The organism is Pseudomonas sp. LSJ-87, from assembly GCF_032971465.1.
In the GTDB taxonomy this organism is placed as follows: Bacteria; Pseudomonadota; Gammaproteobacteria; order Pseudomonadales; family Pseudomonadaceae; genus Aquipseudomonas; species Aquipseudomonas putida_Z.
In genome coordinates, this window is the sequence record NZ_JAWJYQ010000060.1 from 23714 (window position 1) to 40314 (window position 16601).

Annotated in this window: 18 protein-coding genes and 5 tRNA genes; 14 read left to right on the forward strand and 9 right to left on the reverse strand. The window is 59.7% G+C overall.

Annotation, left to right across the window (positions count from 1 at the left end):
* Positions 1–148 precede the first annotated feature (148 nt).
* The 5 genes from RYH74_RS24355 to RYH74_RS24375 all read left to right on the forward strand — a co-directional run bounded on the left by RYH74_RS24355 (position 149) and on the right by RYH74_RS24375 (position 3752).
* Complete coding sequence (locus RYH74_RS24355; protein ID WP_075043682.1) at positions 149–796, forward strand: hypothetical protein; 648 nt, start codon at positions 149–151, stop codon at positions 794–796.
* Complete coding sequence (locus RYH74_RS24360; RefSeq protein WP_075043681.1) at positions 793–1500, forward strand: nucleotidyl transferase AbiEii/AbiGii toxin family protein; 708 nt, start codon at positions 793–795, stop codon at positions 1498–1500. The genes RYH74_RS24355 and RYH74_RS24360 overlap by 4 nt, the downstream gene beginning before the upstream one ends.
* Positions 1500–2210 (forward strand): hypothetical protein, encoded by a 711-nt coding sequence (locus tag RYH74_RS24365; RefSeq protein WP_286101001.1) that lies wholly within the window; start codon positions 1500–1502, stop codon positions 2208–2210. Before RYH74_RS24360 ends, RYH74_RS24365 begins: the two co-directional genes overlap by 1 nt.
* A 498-nt stretch (positions 2211–2708) precedes the next feature.
* Complete coding sequence (locus RYH74_RS24370) at positions 2709–3287, forward strand: hypothetical protein (RefSeq protein ID WP_075043679.1); 579 nt, start codon at positions 2709–2711, stop codon at positions 3285–3287.
* A 45-nt stretch (positions 3288–3332) separates the two neighbouring features.
* Positions 3333–3752 carry an MAPEG family protein gene (locus RYH74_RS24375; protein WP_075043678.1) on the forward strand — a complete coding sequence of 140 codons (420 nt, stop codon included), beginning with the start codon at positions 3333–3335 and terminating at the stop codon, positions 3750–3752.
* 385 nt (positions 3753–4137) lie between these two features.
* Here RYH74_RS24375 and RYH74_RS24380 read toward each other — a convergent pair whose 3' ends face one another.
* Positions 4138–4365 carry a hypothetical protein gene (locus tag RYH74_RS24380; RefSeq protein ID WP_085693095.1) on the reverse strand — a complete coding sequence of 76 codons (228 nt, stop codon included), beginning with the start codon at positions 4363–4365 and terminating at the stop codon, positions 4138–4140.
* A gap of 698 nt (positions 4366–5063) precedes the next feature.
* Between RYH74_RS24380 and RYH74_RS24385 the strand changes: the two genes are divergently transcribed.
* On the forward strand, positions 5064–5771 hold the full coding sequence (locus RYH74_RS24385; protein ID WP_204249910.1) for an NYN domain-containing protein: 708 nt from the start codon (positions 5064–5066) through the stop codon (positions 5769–5771).
* A gap of 259 nt (positions 5772–6030) precedes the next feature.
* Here RYH74_RS24385 and RYH74_RS24390 read toward each other — a convergent pair whose 3' ends face one another.
* Positions 6031–7203, reverse strand: coding sequence for a multidrug effflux MFS transporter (locus RYH74_RS24390; RefSeq protein WP_317410395.1), 1173 nt, complete (start codon positions 7201–7203; stop codon positions 6031–6033).
* Positions 7204–7346: 143 nt separating this feature from the next.
* Here RYH74_RS24390 and RYH74_RS24395 point away from each other — a divergent pair, with 143 nt between their 5' ends.
* Positions 7347–8216: a LysR family transcriptional regulator gene (locus RYH74_RS24395; protein ID WP_317410396.1), complete on the forward strand. Its 870-nt coding sequence runs from the start codon at positions 7347–7349 to the stop codon at positions 8214–8216.
* Positions 8217–9094: 878 nt separating this feature from the next.
* Here the strand turns inward: RYH74_RS24395 and RYH74_RS24400 are convergent.
* Both RYH74_RS24400 and RYH74_RS24405 read right to left on the reverse strand, forming a co-directional pair.
* Positions 9095–9170: transfer RNA gene (locus RYH74_RS24400), tRNA-Thr, on the reverse strand.
* Positions 9171–9241: 71 nt separating this feature from the next.
* Positions 9242–9652: a pilin gene (locus RYH74_RS24405; protein WP_075043667.1), complete on the reverse strand. Its 411-nt coding sequence runs from the start codon at positions 9650–9652 to the stop codon at positions 9242–9244.
* Positions 9653–9868: 216 nt separating this feature from the next.
* Here RYH74_RS24405 and RYH74_RS24410 point away from each other — a divergent pair, with 216 nt between their 5' ends.
* The 4 genes from RYH74_RS24410 to yacG are packed head-to-tail and all read left to right on the forward strand — an operon-like array spanning position 9869 to position 12766.
* Complete coding sequence (locus tag RYH74_RS24410) at positions 9869–11077, forward strand: type II secretion system F family protein (protein WP_317410397.1); 1209 nt, start codon at positions 9869–9871, stop codon at positions 11075–11077.
* Positions 11078–11079: 2 nt separating this feature from the next.
* Entirely contained in the window at positions 11080–11946 is an 867-nt protein-coding gene (locus tag RYH74_RS24415) for an A24 family peptidase (protein WP_317410398.1), read from the forward strand.
* Positions 11946–12569, forward strand: coding sequence for a dephospho-CoA kinase (coaE, locus tag RYH74_RS24420; protein ID WP_317410399.1), 624 nt, complete (start codon positions 11946–11948; stop codon positions 12567–12569). Before RYH74_RS24415 ends, coaE begins: the two co-directional genes overlap by 1 nt.
* Positions 12566–12766, forward strand: a complete 201-nt coding sequence (gene yacG / locus RYH74_RS24425) for a DNA gyrase inhibitor YacG (protein ID WP_003260624.1) — start codon at positions 12566–12568, stop codon at positions 12764–12766. The genes coaE and yacG overlap by 4 nt, the downstream gene beginning before the upstream one ends.
* 136 nt (positions 12767–12902) lie before the next feature.
* Here yacG and RYH74_RS24430 read toward each other — a convergent pair whose 3' ends face one another.
* The gene (locus tag RYH74_RS24430; protein ID WP_286100995.1) at positions 12903–13610 is read right to left on the reverse strand and encodes an energy-coupling factor ABC transporter permease; all 708 of its coding nucleotides are present in this window, start codon (positions 13608–13610) and stop codon (positions 12903–12905) included.
* A gap of 133 nt (positions 13611–13743) precedes the next feature.
* Here RYH74_RS24430 and RYH74_RS24435 point away from each other — a divergent pair, with 133 nt between their 5' ends.
* From RYH74_RS24435 to RYH74_RS24445, 3 genes are all read left to right on the forward strand, one after another.
* Positions 13744–14373 carry a DUF1780 domain-containing protein gene (locus RYH74_RS24435; protein WP_013970766.1) on the forward strand — a complete coding sequence of 210 codons (630 nt, stop codon included), beginning with the start codon at positions 13744–13746 and terminating at the stop codon, positions 14371–14373.
* Between the two features lie 133 nt (positions 14374–14506).
* Entirely contained in the window at positions 14507–14680 is a 174-nt protein-coding gene (locus RYH74_RS24440) for a DUF3094 family protein (protein ID WP_013970765.1), read from the forward strand.
* 84 nt (positions 14681–14764) lie between these two features.
* Entirely contained in the window at positions 14765–16060 is a 1296-nt protein-coding gene (locus tag RYH74_RS24445) for an NAD(P)/FAD-dependent oxidoreductase (protein WP_025337608.1), read from the forward strand.
* A gap of 177 nt (positions 16061–16237) precedes the next feature.
* Here the strand turns inward: RYH74_RS24445 and RYH74_RS24450 are convergent.
* From RYH74_RS24450 to RYH74_RS24465, 4 genes are all read right to left on the reverse strand, one after another.
* Positions 16238–16313: transfer RNA gene (locus RYH74_RS24450), tRNA-Lys, on the reverse strand.
* A 5-nt stretch (positions 16314–16318) separates the two neighbouring features.
* Positions 16319–16395 (reverse strand) — tRNA-Pro (locus RYH74_RS24455).
* Between the two features lie 47 nt (positions 16396–16442).
* Positions 16443–16518: transfer RNA gene (locus RYH74_RS24460), tRNA-Lys, on the reverse strand.
* A gap of 6 nt (positions 16519–16524) precedes the next feature.
* Positions 16525–16601, reverse strand: a tRNA-Pro gene (locus RYH74_RS24465).

Below are 16601 nucleotides of genomic sequence, written 5' to 3' on the forward strand. Positions count from 1 at the left end.
GTTGCGAACATGAGCGAAGCCTGTGCCATTCGCCGGAGGGATCGCTTCCGTCCTCAAAGAATATTCATTCCACTGCTTGCACTTCTGCGGCCTGCGTGTTCTCTTTGTCCCATGTCCCGGGACTGGGGACAAATGGATGGAATATCACATGAAAGGTCAAGACATCGGCTTACTACTCAAGCTGGTTTGCCTCCAGCGGCATGAGTCGCATGGCAAGGCTGTAGAAGCGTGGCCGCACGACTGGAAGGACTGGGAGGAGGAAAGTGATGACCAAATCACGCGATACCAAGGGCAGCCAGATTTCTTTGAGGAGAGCCCCCCACATTTATCCTCCTACACCGCCCGTGCACTGGAGCTACAAACTGGCATCAGCAAGACCCAGATCAACATCTCTTTGAAGCACTGCACGCAGATTGGCTTGGTCAAGGCTGACCGCAAGCTGGGCGTACCTAGAGCGAACACCAAGGCCCTGTTTGAGTTCGTCGTTTACGGCCTGAAGTACGTTTTTCCAGCGCGAGCCGGGGAGCTGACTCGTGGCATTGCCACCGGCTTTGCAGCGCCAGTATTGGACAAGAGCCTGATTAGCGCCGGTGAGCACGTGCCGGTCTGGTCCTATGCCCGCGGCAACACCATGGGAATGAAGATCGAGCCGCTGTTCAAGACCGCAGCAGATGCCGCTCGAAGAGATCCGGAAATGTACGCCCTGCTGGCGCTTGTCGATGCCATACGGCTGGGACAGCCCCGCGAACGAAACCTTGCGGCAGAACTGCTGCAGGACCGCCTGGAGTTGCCATGAGCGTTTTCAGTACGCTGCGGAGCATGCTGTGCGAGGTTGCTAAAGCCTTGGGGCCCGAACTGCGCCAGCAGATGACCTTTGTCGGCGGCTGCACCACTGGTTTGCTACTCACCGACGATTACACCCGTGAACAAGTACGCAGTACCGACGATGTTGATCTGATCGTGCATGTCATGGGCCCGGTAGGCTTCACCCGTTTGCAGGAGACGCTCAGCGCGCGCGGCTTCCGGGTCAGCCCACAAGAAGATGACGATGACTTCCCCATCTGCGCAATGAGACTTGGCGATCTTCGCGTTGACTTCATGCCGGACGACGATTCCCTTGGGTTCAGCAACCGCTGGTACAAAGACGCCATGGCCACCTCCACGGCCTATGATTTGGAAGAGGGAGTCACTATCAACTTGGTCAACCCCGTGTACTTCGTGGCCACCAAACTGGAAGCCTGGAAAGGGCGTGGACGCGGGGATGCCTTGTCCAGTCGCGACATAGAAGACATCCTGAACTTGATAGACGGGCGCCCGGAACTAGAAGACGAAATCGAATCTGCCGCTGTCGAAGTGCGCGACTACATCAGCAAGGAAATTGGCCAGCTACTGCCTGACGGAAACTTTGAATATGCGGTCAACGCCCAGGCCAGAGGCGATGCGGACCGCGAGAATCTGCTGTTCGAACGATTGGAAACCCTGGCAGGGATGAACCGCTGATGCAGATTGGCTGGATCAGTCGCCAAGGCAAGGGACGACGCTGTAACAACGATGCAGCAGCTTTTGGGCGCAAGGGTAGCTACGTGCTGGCTATGCTTGTGGATGCGGCCGAAAGAGGCGACGGACAAGGCCTCGCTCGGCACTGGTCCCGTACCGTTGTCGACGTTGCGCTTGGAGAGGCCCAGCAGCTGAGCCCCGAAGGACTGGTTAGCATCATGCGTGCCGAGCAGCAGCGCTTGCGTCAAGATTACCTGCATGCGATCGCCAGCTATTGCTGCGTACTCGTCGACTTGCAGCAGCAGTTGCTCCATGTTGGGCATGTTGGCGATGGCCTTGTGGGACTCCAGAGACCCGGATTGGCCATCAGCTGGCTGAACCGACCGCAGAATCTGCAAGAACAGGCCATCTGGCCGGGGGCAACCTCGGGAATTAACGAATCACGGCATCTGCTGACCCGCTCCCTGAACGCCAGGCGTTTTTGCTCTCCGGACTGGCAGATGACCCACCTCCCATTGGATGCACGCCTACTACTGTGCAGTGACGGGTACTGGCATGAACATCTGCATTCGGGTACCGATTTGCAGAGCGTCAACGATGACGCCAGCATGCTGAGCCTGGAGTATGGCGAACCGGTCATCGAACTACAGTCGGACTGCGACAATTTCCGGGAATGCATTCAGGGCACAGTGACTACTGCTTCTTCGGCCTGACGCATTGTGCTGGTCTGCGGCAGTACTGGGTGCCTTCACTAGCACAGCGCTTACCTAATAACTGCGCGGTTCCTGTAGGAGCTGGCTTGCCTGCGATGGGCTGCGCAGCAGCCCCATAACCCTACCCGACAGGAATAAACCACCAGGCGGCCTTGAGCAGAGGGCCAGCCACAATGGTGATATCTGGCCCGATTCATCAATGATCCTGCCTTACGCTCAGGGTCCTGGCCGTTTCGCTCCATCACTTTCCCACACGGCTCACTGGCCAAACGGCTGATGATCCGGATCGCCTGATGGATACCGGCCGTGTTGCGAAAGCTCAGCCGCGGGTAGTGTTCGCACTCAAGCATTTTGTCATGGACCTGGCTCCGCCTAGCTTTTGCCAGACAGCAGGGGTGGCCCTTGCTTCTTGCGTATCCCTTTCTAGTCTTACATGCAGATCCATCCGCGCTGTCGATTCCCCTGGGTTCGGCGGATTGACATCGCGAGAAGATCTCTATGGGTACTATCGTGGATTATGTGGTGTATGTCGTGGCGTCTCAGGAGAGTTGGTTGACTGAGGCCGGTACACTGCTGTCCGCTGTTGCTGCCTTTGCTTCGGTCATAGTGGCTACCCTCGCGTTGCGTTTCAGTCATAAGCAAATAAATATGCACGAACTGCACAACCGTTTGATGGCCACGCCACACCTGTCGCCTTGGAACCGTACTGATCCCACGACCAGAACTTACTTTTTTACGATAGAGAACAATGGCCTAGGTCCAGCGATCATTCGTGAGGTCAAGCTTTGGGTAGATGGTGAGCTATTAGACGGCGAGGGGCCTGACTTGATTATCGCAGCTGGCAAGAAAATGCTTGGGGATATACCTCATGAACAGAGCGCCGAACTATTTGTGGTCGGTGAGTTCATTCCGCCCGGAAGGAAATTCAATGTTTCCACCGTTGTGCTGCATGACCAGGACCCACAACCCGTCATGGCGATGTCAAAAGCTCGCGTCAGGATGATCGTCCGCTACGACAGTATTCTTGGCGACGCTTATGTGTACGACTCTGATAAATGGCGAGAGAAGCAGGGTTAGCCGCACCGATGACCCCAGTTCGTCGCACGACAGGAACATTGATCGATGACAAACGCCAGCACGATTGCATTGACCGGGCTCATTGCCTGGGCGCTAACACTGTTGGTATTGATGGAGCTGTTGCGCGGTCTGTTAGTTGTTTTCAAGCAATTTCCGGCAAACGGATTCACCCCGGACAACTCCAATCTTTCGCCCTTCATGCAGAGGTTGGCGCGCGCGCACGCCAATTGCCTAGAGGGGCTCCCAATCTTTGGTGGGTTGCTGCTGGTGGCCCTGGTGACCAGACAAACCGCCATTACCGACCCGCTGGCTATTGCTCTGCTCGCAGCGCGCCTGGTTCAGTCATTGGTGCATTTAGTCTCTCTGGCTGTTCCCGCAGTTTTTCTTCGCTTCACGGCTTTTGCCGTGCAGTTGGTAATCGCCGGCTACTGGACGTTTGAGTTGTTGTCAGGCTTCGTTAGCTAACTCGAACTCTTAGGGCGATCCATAGACACTGACGTGTAGTGGCTGGGTTGCCAGCATCGATTGTGGTCCGATTGGCAGTTTCGTACTTTCGCGGATGACCGTTAGGGGTCTATCACTGTCAGTCGCACCGACCAGATCAGACGGGTTCAGTAGCTGCAGATCGTAGTGAGAGCGAGTTCACTCGCGAACACGGACAAAGCCCGTGCCATCCCCCCGCCAGCAAACCCACTGCCACAGGTTCGGCACATCCCCCAAGACCTGCGCGGTCCGTGTAGGAGCTGGCTTGCCTGCGATGGGCTGCGCAGCAGCCCCATAACCAGGCGGCCTTGAGCAGAGGGCCAGCCGTAACGGTGATATCTGGCCCGCCGCTCACCAATGATCCAGCCTAACTAACAGAGTCCTGGCCGTTTCGCTCCATCACCTTCCCACACTGCTCACTGGCCAAACGACTGATGATCCGGATCGCCTGATGGATACCGGCCGTGTTGCGAAAGCTCAGGTGTGGATTGTGTTCGCACTCCAGCATTTCGTCGTGCTGGACCAGAGCTTCGCCTAGCAGTTCGAGGGTCCAGGCGTAGCTTTGGATGGTGGATAGGCGTTCTTGGTCAGTCATGGCGTGCCTCCCTTGTTGCAGAGACGGAGTGAGATTGACTGGAGGTGAGATCGCTGAGGGCCGTTGAGGAACGAGGGCGGAGAACGAATGCGAGGATCCTGAACGGACTTGAGATAAGCATGCATGACACTCCAAGTTTTAGTTGGAGCTGCCACGATCCTTCCTACGGGATTGGGTGGCAGCTGTGTATGGGGTAGGAATACCGGGAAACTTGGAAACCCGGCCAGGCCGAAGCCTGCCCACACACAGCCGCCATGACACAGCACGGCAGGCACAAAAAAAGCGCCAGCTGTGGTGCAGGGGCGCCTAGTGCGTGCGCCAAGTTTACCAACGGGTTCCTACGCCCGGTCACGGAATTTTCCGCGACGGAGGAAATTTAGCCTCATGTATCTCGGCCAAGCAAGTGTCAAAGCTGTAGGAAACGTCTCTGAATTATGTGCGAACAGCGTTGAATGTAGCGATTAAGGCCATATCCGATCATCTGCATAAAAAATCCATTCAAACTTCGAATGCAGCGACATAGGCTCAGCTGAAATCGCCAAGGTGGGATGAGCTGCATGGTATGAGCATTGAAAGTGCTGCCAGGGCAGTTGAGCTAGAGTTTGGTGACACAGGGACTAACGGGGGCACACCGTGGAGTCGAAACGGATAGCACTGCTGATCGACTGCGACAATGTGAGCCATGCTTCCATCGGGGTGTGCTCGATGAGCTGGCCAAGTACGGCATGGTCAACATCAGGCATGCACACGGGAACTGGAGTTCTCCTCTCCTCACTGGATGGGTCGAGAAGATCCACCCGTTCGCCATCCGCCCCATGCAGCAATTTGCTTTCACCAAGGGCAAGAATGCCACTGACTCAGCGATGATCATTGATGCGATGGACTTGCTGTACAGCAAAAACGTCGATGCCTTTGCGCTCATGACAAGCGACAGCGACTTCACCCCGTTGGTGCTTCGGCTGCTGGAAAGCGGCTTGCCGGTCTACGGTTTCGGGGAGAAGAAGACGCCGAAGCCTTTTGTAGATGCCTGCTCGCAGTTCATCTACACAGAGAACCTGCTTGGCGATGATCAGGAGAAAGCAGTTGAAGGCGAAGCGTCGAAAAGCAGTAAACGCACCCGAAACGAGCTTCGCAATGACACATCACTTGTGCGCTTGCTGAGAACTGCGGCAGAGAAGACCGCCGATGACGCAGGCTGGTCGCACCTCAGCCAGGTCGGCACTTTTATACGCAACAACAGTTCGTTTTCAGCCGTGAACTACGGGCACCGGACCCTTGGCGATCTTATTCGAACCTCAGGGCTGTTCGAGATCGATATGCGGAATGGTGGAACAGCGATGTTCATCAAAGCTGCTCGGAAATCAAACCCGGTACTGCATTCCCAAACTGAGGTATCCATCTCATGAATTCGTGCTTCGGCTGCTGGGGTATCCTCATTTACGCTCTGTGAATTGCCGTTGGCCATCAGCACAGAATTATCAGCAAGGTTATTCGCTGGTTGAACACGGGTTGATGCTATGTTCAGCCGCTGGGATGATACCCCTCTCACTCACGCGGCAGGGATAGCCAGTGCCTACCACACGTATCGCCAGACCGAAGCGCCTGAGCCAATACCAAAGGCCATCCTGAAGAAACCTTGTGAGGGCTATCTCATGGAGCTATCAACTACGCGTCCGATGTTGTTTGCAGAGAGACTGGTAAACATACGGACAATGCGAGCAGACTAAACACCAGTACCGCGCCGCCGAGTACGCTAAAGCTCGTGCCGAAAGCCGCGCTCACGCCCATTGCCATAAGCGCAGCGCTGCCGATCTGGCAGAACCCAACCAATCCCGACGCGGTAGCCGCATACCCATGCTCGCTGGCGATGGCACCGGAGACCGCCAGCGACAGCGACGATCCGTTAGCAAGGCTGACCAGGCACATTGGCAGTACCACAGCCGCCGCGCCAGACCACCCCAATGCCGCGGCAGTGAGAAACGCTGCGCCGCCGAGTACAAAACATGCAATGCCGACGGTGACGATGCGGTCGTAGGGCCAGCGGTCAAGCAATCGCTTCGCCAGCAAGTTCGCGCCAACGATGCCTGCCGTCAGCGGCAAATACAGCCAGCCGCTCTGTTCTTCGCTCAATCCCGCCCGTACGAATAGGAATGGCGACTGCGTCAGATATACGAACCACGCGCAGTAGATCGTGCAAACCACCAGCGTATAGCGGCGAAAGGTCCGGTCGCGTAACACATGGCTAAATCCGGCAAAAGGAGAAGTCCGAGTGCGAGCCGACACGGGCAGCGTTTCAGGCAGTAACGTCAACGCCATCAGCAGCGCCACAGCGCCAAAGGCCGCCACGAACAGGAAGTCGGCCCGCCACCCAAACGCGACGGCCAAATGCCCGCCAATAGCCGGAGCCAAAGCCGGCGACAGCGACACTAATGGATAAACCACCGCATAGACCTTGGCCGAGATGCGCTTATCGCAGGTATCGGCGATAAGCGCCCGGCCGATGACCAGTCCCGCTGCCGCTCCAACCGCTTCAACCATACGCCAAGCCAGGAAGCCTACATAGCTGCCCGACGCCGCGCAGCCCAGAGAACCGATCAGGTAGAGCACACCACCGGCCAGCACTACTGGCTTGCGGCCGTAACGGTCAGACAACGGACCGCAAGCCAGTTGCGAGATCGCCAGTGCCAGCAGGTAGAAAGAAACCGTCTGCGGCATTTGCCAGTCGGCGATATCGAACTCGGTGGTCATGCTCGGCATTGCGGGAAGGTAGATATCCGAAGCAATGAGACCAAAGGTACTCAGCATGGCAACGGTCAGGATAAAAGATAAACGAGGCATGGCGCTCCCAAGCAACCGGTTTGGATTAGTTGCAGCTCAAGGGTTCAACGGAATGAACACTATGTTAAGGAGTTGCCTTAAATGCGAAAATGCATGAAATAGCATTCTATGGCTGCATATTTGCAGCAAGGTGAAGAACGGAGATGAACTGGGACGACATACGGATTTTCCTGGCGGTACAGCGTGCCGGCACCCTCCGCGGTGCGGCCCAACATCTGACCATCGACCAGACTACGGTAAGCCGGCGCCTGGCCGGGTTGGAGCAGGCTCTGGGCAGTCGGCTGTTCCTGCGCAGCACTGGTGGCTTGGTGTTGACCGACACCGGTCAGCAGGTAGTGCGTATGGCCGAAGGCATGGAGCGCATGGCCGTCTCCTTCGAGCGGCGCGGTGAAGGCACCGACACGCACGCCTCTGGCGAGGTGCGTGTGACAACCACCGATGCACTCGCCGTGGATTTCGTTGTACCGGCCATCGAGCGGCTACGTGCCAGCCACCCCGGGGTGCGCGTGATCTTGACCACTACCACACGGCTGCTCGACCTAGGACGCAGGGAAGCCGATGTTGCCGTGCGCACCTTGCGACCGGAGCAACCCGACCTGATCGTGCGACAACTCGCTCGCTGGGATGTTGGCCTGTACGCAACCCGGAGTTACTTGGAGCAACACGGGGAGCCGAGGCCTGGAGAAGCTTTCGCAGGCCACGACATTGCGCTTTACCAAGAAGGTGTAACAGTGCGCCAGGACGAGACACTGGCTGGCGAATCCAGAGCTCAAGGCCGCGTGGTCGCTGAACTGGATTCAAGCCTGATGCTGGCGACCTTCGTACGCGCTGGTCTGGCCTTAGGCGAGTTACCAGAATATGTAGCCCGGCGTGATTCTGAACTGGTGCGGTTATGGCCTGATCGTCATCGGGCCAAGTCCTATGAAGCGTGGCTGGTTCTACATCAGGACTTGGCCCACACCACCAGAGTACGTGTGGTCGTGGACGCAATCATGGCCGCGTTCAGTGACTGATGGCGGCCCATACAGCACTCGGGAAGACACTAGTCGCGATGCTCAGGCTGGAGAGCTGGGCGCCTGATTATCTGATACGGGTAGTTCACGGCAGGCAGCTCGGTCACCTGCTGGGCCTGCGCCACCTGCACATTTTCGTTGCTCCTGCGCTTTCTCGTCAGACCTGCTGGCCCATCCTGGCCTGACGCACGTTCGCCGCCAGGGTCAGGTCGCCCTAGGTCTGCCCCTGTTCCGCTGCCAGGTCTACTTGGTTCCCGCGGACGGCGGCGGACGTACTTGCCCGGCTCTGTACCGCGTCGAGAACCAGCCCACAGTGTCGTTTTCCACACACTGGCGCGTATCGAGTCGATCGATATTGGTAGTTTCGTCGAGGCTGGCCAGACCAAGGCAATGCCCACAGCGTTCAGGGTATCTCCGTTTCGGAGACACCTTTGCCGTAGGCGCGTGGAGATATCCACCATCCCTTAGCTGTGGTGGTGACCATGGCCCGCGTTGCAGCCCAAAGGGCAGCGCCATCTCCCGAAGGGTATGCAGTGGGTCTACGGGTTGTGTGATGGCCAGGCGGGGTCCGCAGATGTAGATCATGATGGAAGGCTTAGCAAACTGAAAATATCTCTAACCGGTGAAAGCACTATCTAAAAAAAATTCGCTAAACGCCCCTAAAACACTGGGCGAAAGCCAAATGCGAGCCACCCATTATCTTGAAACCCGTGCAATCGGAAGTGAAAAGCAGCTAACCATTCACTCAAGCGAAGTGGTGGGCCGAAGGTAGCCTGATCGGCCAAAAGCAGAATGTGGCAGAAACAAAAATACCCGCACAAGGCGGGCATTTTTGGAGGGGCCGAAACCAGGAAAACCTGCATCGTGCCAACAAGATCTGGTGCCGGAGACAGGAATCGAACCTGCGACCTTCGCGTTACGAGTGCGCTGCTCTACCGACTGAGCTACACCGGCGTGTAGCGCAACGTACCACTGCTCGCACCCGTTACGCAAACCCCTGTTTCCGCTAGTTTATTGCCCCACCCTCAAGGCGCCTTGCACCCCTTCGGCGCCAGGTCTTCCTCGATGTTGGTCGTACACGCCCACCCAGTAGCCGAACGCGTCAGGGTCAGTGCCTTGCCGAGCACAGTGGCCGGCGCATCCACCAGCGTGCACACGATGCTCCCAGTGCCATCCGCCGCCTTGCCGCTAGCCGTGATCGCACAGTGCGCCGTCGCTGGCTGGCCACCCAGCGCGGCTACATCCGCAACATCCTTCCCATCATTCAACCGCAGATCCATCGCGGTCTTCAGCGCGCTGATCTCCAGCAACCCAGCCGCGGCCTTGGAGCGTGACTGGTGGTTGGTGTACATCGGTAAGGCGATGGTCGCCAGAATGCCGATGATCGCGACGACGATCATCAGTTCGATCAGGGTGATACCGCGTTGCCCTTTCATGAACGTTTTCCTTTTTGATACGCGTACTCGTTGAGGTCAGGCTCGACCCCGGCTGGCAGCGGCGCAGTAGGCCTGAACAGACACCTTTTGTCACCCCTGCCCGCTCGGGCGTCGTCTTCGCTGAACTACTCTAGTGAGCATCTCGGACGCACGCCCTTGCATGGGCGCGGCAAGCTGTTTCCAGGCTTGTCGCACGGGCAGAAAAAGGACCTTTGCATGACCCAATCCACACTCCTCTACACCTGGCACGGCACCGACGCCAACGGCACGCCGGTCAGCGGGCAAACGTCCGGGCGCAGCCCGGCCTATGTGCGTGCCGGGCTTATCCGCCAGGGCATCAAGGTCGCCAGTTTGCGGCCTGCCGGTGGGCTGACATTCAGTTTGCCGAAACGGCGGGCAAAGGCCGACCCGGCGGGGTTCAGCCGGCAGTTGGCGACCCTGCTCAAGGCTGGGGTGCCTCTGCTGCAGGCATTCGAGGTGATGGGGCGCAGTGGCTGTGATGCGGCGCAGGCGGCATTGCTGGATAGATTGAAACAGGATGTGGCCTCGGGCCTGGGGCTGGCAGATGCGTTGCAGCGCCACCCGGGCTGGTTCGATGCGCTGTACTGCAACCTGGTACGGGTGGGTGAGCAGTCCGGCACGCTCGACCGGCAGCTGGAACAGCTGGCAGGCATGCTGGAGCAGCGTCGGGTGCTGCACAAGAAGGTGCGCAAGGCGATGATCTACCCGCTGCTGCTGTTGCTGACGGGGCTGGGGGTGTCGGCGATCTTGTTGCTGGAGGTGATTCCGAAATTCGAGAGTATGTTCTCGGGCATGGGCGTGGCGTTGCCGGCATTTACCCAATGGGTGATCGACTTGTCCACAGGGCTGAGCCGGTTTGCGCCGCTGTTGCTGGTGATGGGCGTGGTGATGGGTTTTGCCATGCGCCAGCTCTACCGGCAGCACGCGCCAGCGCGCCTGTGGATATCTCGCCGGGTGCTGGGCTTGCCGGTGTTCGGCACGCTGCTGGGGCAGGCGGCGCTGGCGCGCTTTGCGCGCAGCCTGGCAACGTCCTACTCCGCTGGGGTGCCGTTGCTGGATGCGCTGGACACGGTGGCCAGGGTCAGTGGTGGCGACCTGCATGAACAGGCCGTGTTGCGGCTGCGCCAGGGCATGGCCAATGGGCAGGGGCTGCACCAGGCGATGGCCGCTGAGCCGCTGTTTCCGCCGCTGCTGGTGCAACTGACGGCCATCGGGGAATCCAGCGGCACGCTGGACCAGATGCTGGAAAAAGCCGCCAGCCATTACGAGGAACAGGTCAGCCAGGCGCTGGACCAGTTGACCAGCCTGCTGGAGCCGGCCATCGTGCTGGTCCTGGGCCTGCTGGTGGGCGGCCTGGTGGTGGCGATGTACCTGCCGATCTTCCAGTTGGGTAGCTTGATCTGAACATGACTTTATGGACTTTGCTGGCTGAGCAGCCAGCGTACTTTCTCACCCTGGCCACGGTGCTCGGCCTAGTGGTGGGCAGTTTTCTCAATGTGCTGGTGTACCGCCTGCCGATCATGCTGGAGCGGCAATGGCAGCGTGAGGCGCAGGAAATGCTGGAATTGCCGATCACGCCGCACGAGCGTTTCGACCTGTGGTTACCCGCCTCGCGCTGCCCGCATTGCGCGCATCGAATTCGCGCGTGGGAGAACATTCCGGTCATCAGCTACCTGGCCTTGCGCGGGCGTTGCTCAGCCTGCAAAAACCGCATCAGCCCGCGCTACCCGTTGGTGGAGGTGGCCAGCGCGCTGCTGTCGCTGGTGGTGGCCTGGCGCTTTGGTGCTTCGCCCGAGGCCTTGCTGGCGCTGCCGCTGACCTGGTGCCTGCTGGCCCTGAGCCTGATCGATGCCGAGCACCAGTTGCTGCCGGATGCGCTGGTGCTGCCGATGCTGTGGCTGGGGCTGATCGTCAACGCCTTCGGCCTCTATATCCCGCTGACCAGCGCGCTGTGGGGCGCGGTGGCCGGGTACCTCAGCCTTTGGACGGTGTATTGGCTGTTCAAGCTGGCCACTGGCAAGGAAGGCATGGGCTATGGCGACTTCAAGCTGATGGCGCTGATCGGGGCCTGGGGTGGCTGGCAGGTGTTGCCGTTGACCTTGCTGTTGTCGTCAGTGGTCGGGGCGCTGGCTGGGCTGTGCCTGCTGCGTCTGCGCCGCCATGCCATGGGTACGGCGATCCCGTTCGGGCCCTATCTGGCGATTGCGGGGTGGATTGCCGTGCTCTGGGGTGATGAAATATACGCTTCATACACACAACTGCTTGGATTCTGATGACCACTGCGGCCTTTACCCCCTGGATTCTCGGCCTGACCGGCGGCATTGGTAGCGGCAAGAGCGCCGCTGCCGAGCGTTTCGTCGAGCTTGGCGTGCACCTGGTCGATGCCGACCAGGCGGCGCGTTGGGTTGTCGAGCCTGGGCGCCCGGCCCTGGCCAGCATCGTCGAGCGCTTTGGCGCCGGCGTGCTGCAGGCCGACGGCCAACTCGATCGTGCCGCCCTGCGCCAGCTAATCTTCGCCGACCCGGCGCAGCGCAAATGGCTGGAGCAATTGCTGCACCCGCTGATCGGGCAGGAGATTTTCAGCTACCTGGCCAAGGCGGAGTCGCCGTATGCGGTGTATGTGTCGCCGCTGCTGGTCGAGTCGGGCCAGTACCAGAAGACCCAGCGGGTGCTGGTGATCGATGCGCCGCAGGAGCTGCAGGTGGCGCGTACCCTGGCGCGTGACAACACCAGCGCCGAGCAGATACAGGCCATTCTCAAGGCCCAGCTGGCCCGCGAGGAGCGCCTGCGCCATGCCGATGATGTGGTGGTCAATGACGGCGACCTGGCCGCGCTGCATCAGCAGATTGACCGCCTGCACCACTTTTACCTGACTTTACGAGGAGGCCAGCCATGAGCCAGCCATTGACCGTCGATTGCCCGACCTGTGGCGCACCTGTGGAATGGAACGAGAAAAGCCCGTTCCGGCCATTCTGTTCGGACCGTTGCAAACTGATCGACCTTGGGGCCTGGGCGGCGGAAGAGCACAAGATTCCGGGGGCGGAAGAGTCCGAGGACGAGCTGTACTCGGGGGACCTGGAGCCGCGGCATTGATCCGATAGCCAAGTTGTCCTTCAGGACCCTTTCGCGGGTGAACCCGCTCCCACAAGGACCTCACTGTTCTTAAGGCTGCTGCAATACCTGTGGGAGCGGGTTCACCCGCGAAAGGGCCAGTACAGCCACCAGAGAATCAACGATCATCCTCCTTCCACGGCGCCTGCAGATACCGCGTGCGGTTGAAGGTTTCCAGCCACTCCGGGCAAAACACCACCAGCGCGCTGATCACCGTGCCGTTGATGAACGCTTCGGGGAACATCATCAGCCACAGGTAGCCGACAAAATCGCTGAGCCACTCCGGCATGGCGAAGCGCCCGTCCAGCCACAACAGCCCCAACGCAGCCGACAGGCAGGCCAGCACGGTCAGTGCCGCCGGGAAGAACCCCGAACAGAAGATATACACAAACAGGTTCTGCGGCTGGGCGCGCTCGACCCCTATCGCGCACGCCTCGGCTATCAGCACCGGCAGGCCAACCAGCAACAAGCCATTCACCCCCAGCGCCGCCAGGTCCTGGCGCCCCAGCGCCAGCAAGCCGAGCTGGGCCATGAACCCGCCCAGCACCGCCAGTGGCCAGTCCAGCAACAGCGTGACCGCCGTCATGCCAATGAAGTGGTACGACACCCCTGTATCGAAATCGCGTCGCACCAACCACAAGGCAAACAGGCAGAACACCGTGCCAAACAGCAGATGCTGGCGGCGCCGGTCAGTGAACAGCTCAACCCAACGCACCTGGCTGACCGCCCAGATCAGCAACGGCACATATCCCAGCCAGCCAAGCGTAAGGGTGGTGCCGGACAACACCTGCGCGCTGATCACCTGAGGAATGCCCCTTGCAGCCATGTGGATAAAGCCGAGTCTACACCCATTCTCGGTTTCATCTGGCAGGGGTAGCGCAACAGTGCGCCGGTACCGGGCTGATTCCTGCGCACAAACAGCATCTTATCGTCATCGATTAGCGGCTAAGCTTGTCTGCATGGATGACTCAGACTACCTGCGCCTGCTTACCATCCAGGCGGAACAAGCCAATGCCTTTCTCTCCAACGCCCGCAAGTGGGAGCGGGAGCGTTGGGTGTGCCAACGCCTGTTGCAGGGGCTGAACATCCCCTACCGCAGCGAGGACTTCACCCCGGCCGGGCAAGAACCGCCAGACGTACTGTTCCGCGACGCGGCGTTCGAGGTGTTTTTCGTGCTCGACGAGGGCCGCCGGCTCAACGACGAATGGCGCGAAGAACTGCAGCGCCGGCGCAGTGCATTCTCCCTGGCGCAGCTGGTACGCCGCGAAGCGCGCCCGCGGCGCATCAGTGCCACCGAGCTGCTGGGGCGGCTGGCGCCGACCTTGCGCAAGAAGGCGCACAACTACCGGGAACGCGGGCTGGAGCTGAACGAGCTGGACATCATTGCCTTCGCCAGCCTCAAGCGCGAAGTGCTCGACCTCAACACTCACTTCCCGCCGCCCACCGAATACCTGCGCCAGGGCTGGCGCTCGCTGTCACTGGTCGGGCCGACCTTTGCCCGGGTGCTGTTCGCCCACCCCGACGCGCCCGACTTCCTGCGCGGCAACCTGGGCCGCAGCATTGTGTTCGACGTGGGCATCAGTCTTTGATCCAGTGCAGCGAATGTTTGCGATGGCGTACACTCGGCGCCAGATATAGAAAGCATTATCATTTGTTTCAAGCGCTTGCGTGAACGCTGTAGCGTTTACGCAGTCACAAACGTCTACCTGACGAGGCCCTACCATGACCAGCCGCCTGAATCCGGAAGATCAGCGTCGTGTCGATGAGTATCTGCGAGCCCCCCAGCACCAAGTCGAGCGCAGGCCCTTCCGGCCGTGGCTGCTCCTTGTGCTGGTGGTGGCCGTGACCATCGGGTTGGGTCTCATCAGCCGCCTGCTCAGTGGACTGGTGCTATGAGCTGCTTCGCGCTCGCCCTCCCCTCGTGCAGTTTGCGGCCGGCCCCCGGGGCCACGAATTCCGTAAACCTTATGAGATATCCCCATGACTCATCGCATCGTGATTGTCGGCGGCGGCGCCGGCGGCCTGGAACTGGCGACCCGCCTGGGTAAAAGCCTGGGCAAGCGCAAGCAGGCCGAGATCACCCTGGTCGACGCCAACCTCACACACATCTGGAAGCCGCTGCTGCACGAAGTGGCCGCCGGCTCGCTGAACTCCTCGGAAGACGAACTGAACTACGTGGCCCAGGCCAAGTGGAACCACTTCAACTTCCAGCTGGGGCGCATGAGCGGCCTGGACCGTGAAGGCAAACAGATTCAACTGGCCGCCACCCTCGACGAAGAGGGCCGCGAGCTGCTGCCTGCGCGCACCCTGGGCTACGACACCCTGGTCATTGCCGTGGGTTCCAACACCAACGACTTCGGCACCCTGGGCGCGGCGCAGCACTGCCTGTTCCTCGACACCCGCAAGCAGGCCGAGCGTTTCCACCAGCAGTTGCTCAACCACTACCTGCGTGCCCATGCCGGTGATGTGGCGAGCGAGAAGATCAGCGTGGCCATCGTTGGCGCCGGTGCCACCGGTGTGGAACTGGCCGCCGAGCTGCATCACGCGGCCCACGAACTGGCGGCCTATGGCCTGGACCGCATCCAGCCCAAGGACATGCACATCACCATTATCGAGGCGGGCCCGCGCGTGTTGCCGGCACTGCCAGAGCGCATCAGCGTGCCGGTGCACAAGACCCTGGAAAAGCTCGGGGTGAAGGTGATGACCAATGCCGCCGTCAGTGAAGTGACCGAGGATGGCCTGAAAACCAAGGACGGTGAAGTGATCCAGGCCAGCCTGAAGGTGTGGGCGGCCGGTATCCGTGCGCCGGGTTTCCTCAAGGACATCGATGGCCTGGAAACCAACCGCATCAACCAGTTGGTGGTGCGCCCTACCCTGCAGACCACGCGCGACGACAATATCTTTGCCTTCGGTGACTGCGCCGCCTGCCCGCAACCGGGTAGCGACCGCAACGTGCCGCCACGTGCCCAGGCGGCGCACCAGCAGGCTTCGATGCTGGCGCAGAGTTTGAAGGCGCGGCTGGAGAACAAGGCGCTGCCGACCTATGAGTACAAGGACTACGGTTCGCTGGTATCGCTGTCGCGCTTCTCGGCGGTGGGCAACCTGATGGGTAACCTGATGGGCAGCGTGAAGCTGGAGGGCTGGCTGGCGCGGATGTTCTACGTGTCGCTGTACCGGATGCACCAGATGGCGTTGTACGGGTTCTTCCGTACGGCGTTGATGATGCTGGGTAGCAAGATTGGCCGGGGTACCGAGCCGCGCCTGAAACTGCACTGACAGACACCAGCATGCCCTGTGGGAGCGGGTTTACCCGCGAATGCGATGGTGAACCTGCTGCCGCATTCGCGGGTGAACCCGCTCCCACACAGGGCTGTGTAGGCCCAAGAGCGCATTCTTGTGGGATAAATTCAACGCAAAAAAAAGGGCATCTCATGCGAGATGCCCTTTTTTTCATGGTGGGTCGTGTAGGATTCGAACCTACGACCAATTGGTTAAAAGCCAACTGCTCTACCAACTGAGCTAACGACCCGGAAATGGTCGGGGTGAGGGGATTCGAACTCCTGACATCCTGCTCCCAAAGCAGGCGCGCTACCGGACTGCGCTACACCCCGTGATACTTAAAGAAAAAGGGCATCTCGCTTGAGATGCCCTTTTTACATGGTGGGTCGTGTAGGATTCGAACCTACGACCAATTGGTTAAAAGCCAACTGCTCTACCAACTGAGCTAACGACCCGGAAAATGGTCGGGGTGAGGGGATTCGAACTCCTGACATCCTGCTCCCAAAGCAGGCGCGCTACCGGACTGCGCTACACCCCG

Bases quoted from the DNA above. Each gene is read 5' to 3' on its own strand.
- RYH74_RS24355 (WP_075043682.1), top strand. From the start codon at position 149: ATGAAAGGTCAAGACATCGGCTTACTACTCAAGCTGGTTTGCCTCCAG.
- RYH74_RS24360 (WP_075043681.1), top strand. From the start codon at position 793: ATGAGCGTTTTCAGTACGCTGCGGAGCATGCTGTGCGAGGTTGCTAAA.
- RYH74_RS24365 (WP_286101001.1), top strand. From the start codon at position 1,500: ATGCAGATTGGCTGGATCAGTCGCCAAGGCAAGGGACGACGCTGTAAC.
- RYH74_RS24370 (WP_075043679.1), top strand. From the start codon at position 2,709: ATGGGTACTATCGTGGATTATGTGGTGTATGTCGTGGCGTCTCAGGAG.
- RYH74_RS24375 (WP_075043678.1), top strand. From the start codon at position 3,333: ATGACAAACGCCAGCACGATTGCATTGACCGGGCTCATTGCCTGGGCG.
- RYH74_RS24380 (WP_085693095.1), bottom strand. From the start codon at position 4,365: ATGACTGACCAAGAACGCCTATCCACCATCCAAAGCTACGCCTGGACC.
- RYH74_RS24390 (WP_317410395.1), bottom strand. From the start codon at position 7,203: ATGCCTCGTTTATCTTTTATCCTGACCGTTGCCATGCTGAGTACCTTT.
- RYH74_RS24395 (WP_317410396.1), top strand. From the start codon at position 7,347: ATGAACTGGGACGACATACGGATTTTCCTGGCGGTACAGCGTGCCGGC.
- RYH74_RS24405 (WP_075043667.1), bottom strand. From the start codon at position 9,652: ATGAAAGGGCAACGCGGTATCACCCTGATCGAACTGATGATCGTCGTC.
- RYH74_RS24410 (WP_317410397.1), top strand. From the start codon at position 9,869: ATGACCCAATCCACACTCCTCTACACCTGGCACGGCACCGACGCCAAC.
- RYH74_RS24415 (WP_317410398.1), top strand. From the start codon at position 11,080: ATGACTTTATGGACTTTGCTGGCTGAGCAGCCAGCGTACTTTCTCACC.
- coaE (WP_317410399.1), top strand. From the start codon at position 11,946: ATGACCACTGCGGCCTTTACCCCCTGGATTCTCGGCCTGACCGGCGGC.
- yacG (WP_003260624.1), top strand. From the start codon at position 12,566: ATGAGCCAGCCATTGACCGTCGATTGCCCGACCTGTGGCGCACCTGTG.
- RYH74_RS24430 (WP_286100995.1), bottom strand. From the start codon at position 13,610: ATGGCTGCAAGGGGCATTCCTCAGGTGATCAGCGCGCAGGTGTTGTCC.
- RYH74_RS24435 (WP_013970766.1), top strand. From the start codon at position 13,744: ATGGATGACTCAGACTACCTGCGCCTGCTTACCATCCAGGCGGAACAA.
- RYH74_RS24440 (WP_013970765.1), top strand. From the start codon at position 14,507: ATGACCAGCCGCCTGAATCCGGAAGATCAGCGTCGTGTCGATGAGTAT.
- RYH74_RS24445 (WP_025337608.1), top strand. From the start codon at position 14,765: ATGACTCATCGCATCGTGATTGTCGGCGGCGGCGCCGGCGGCCTGGAA.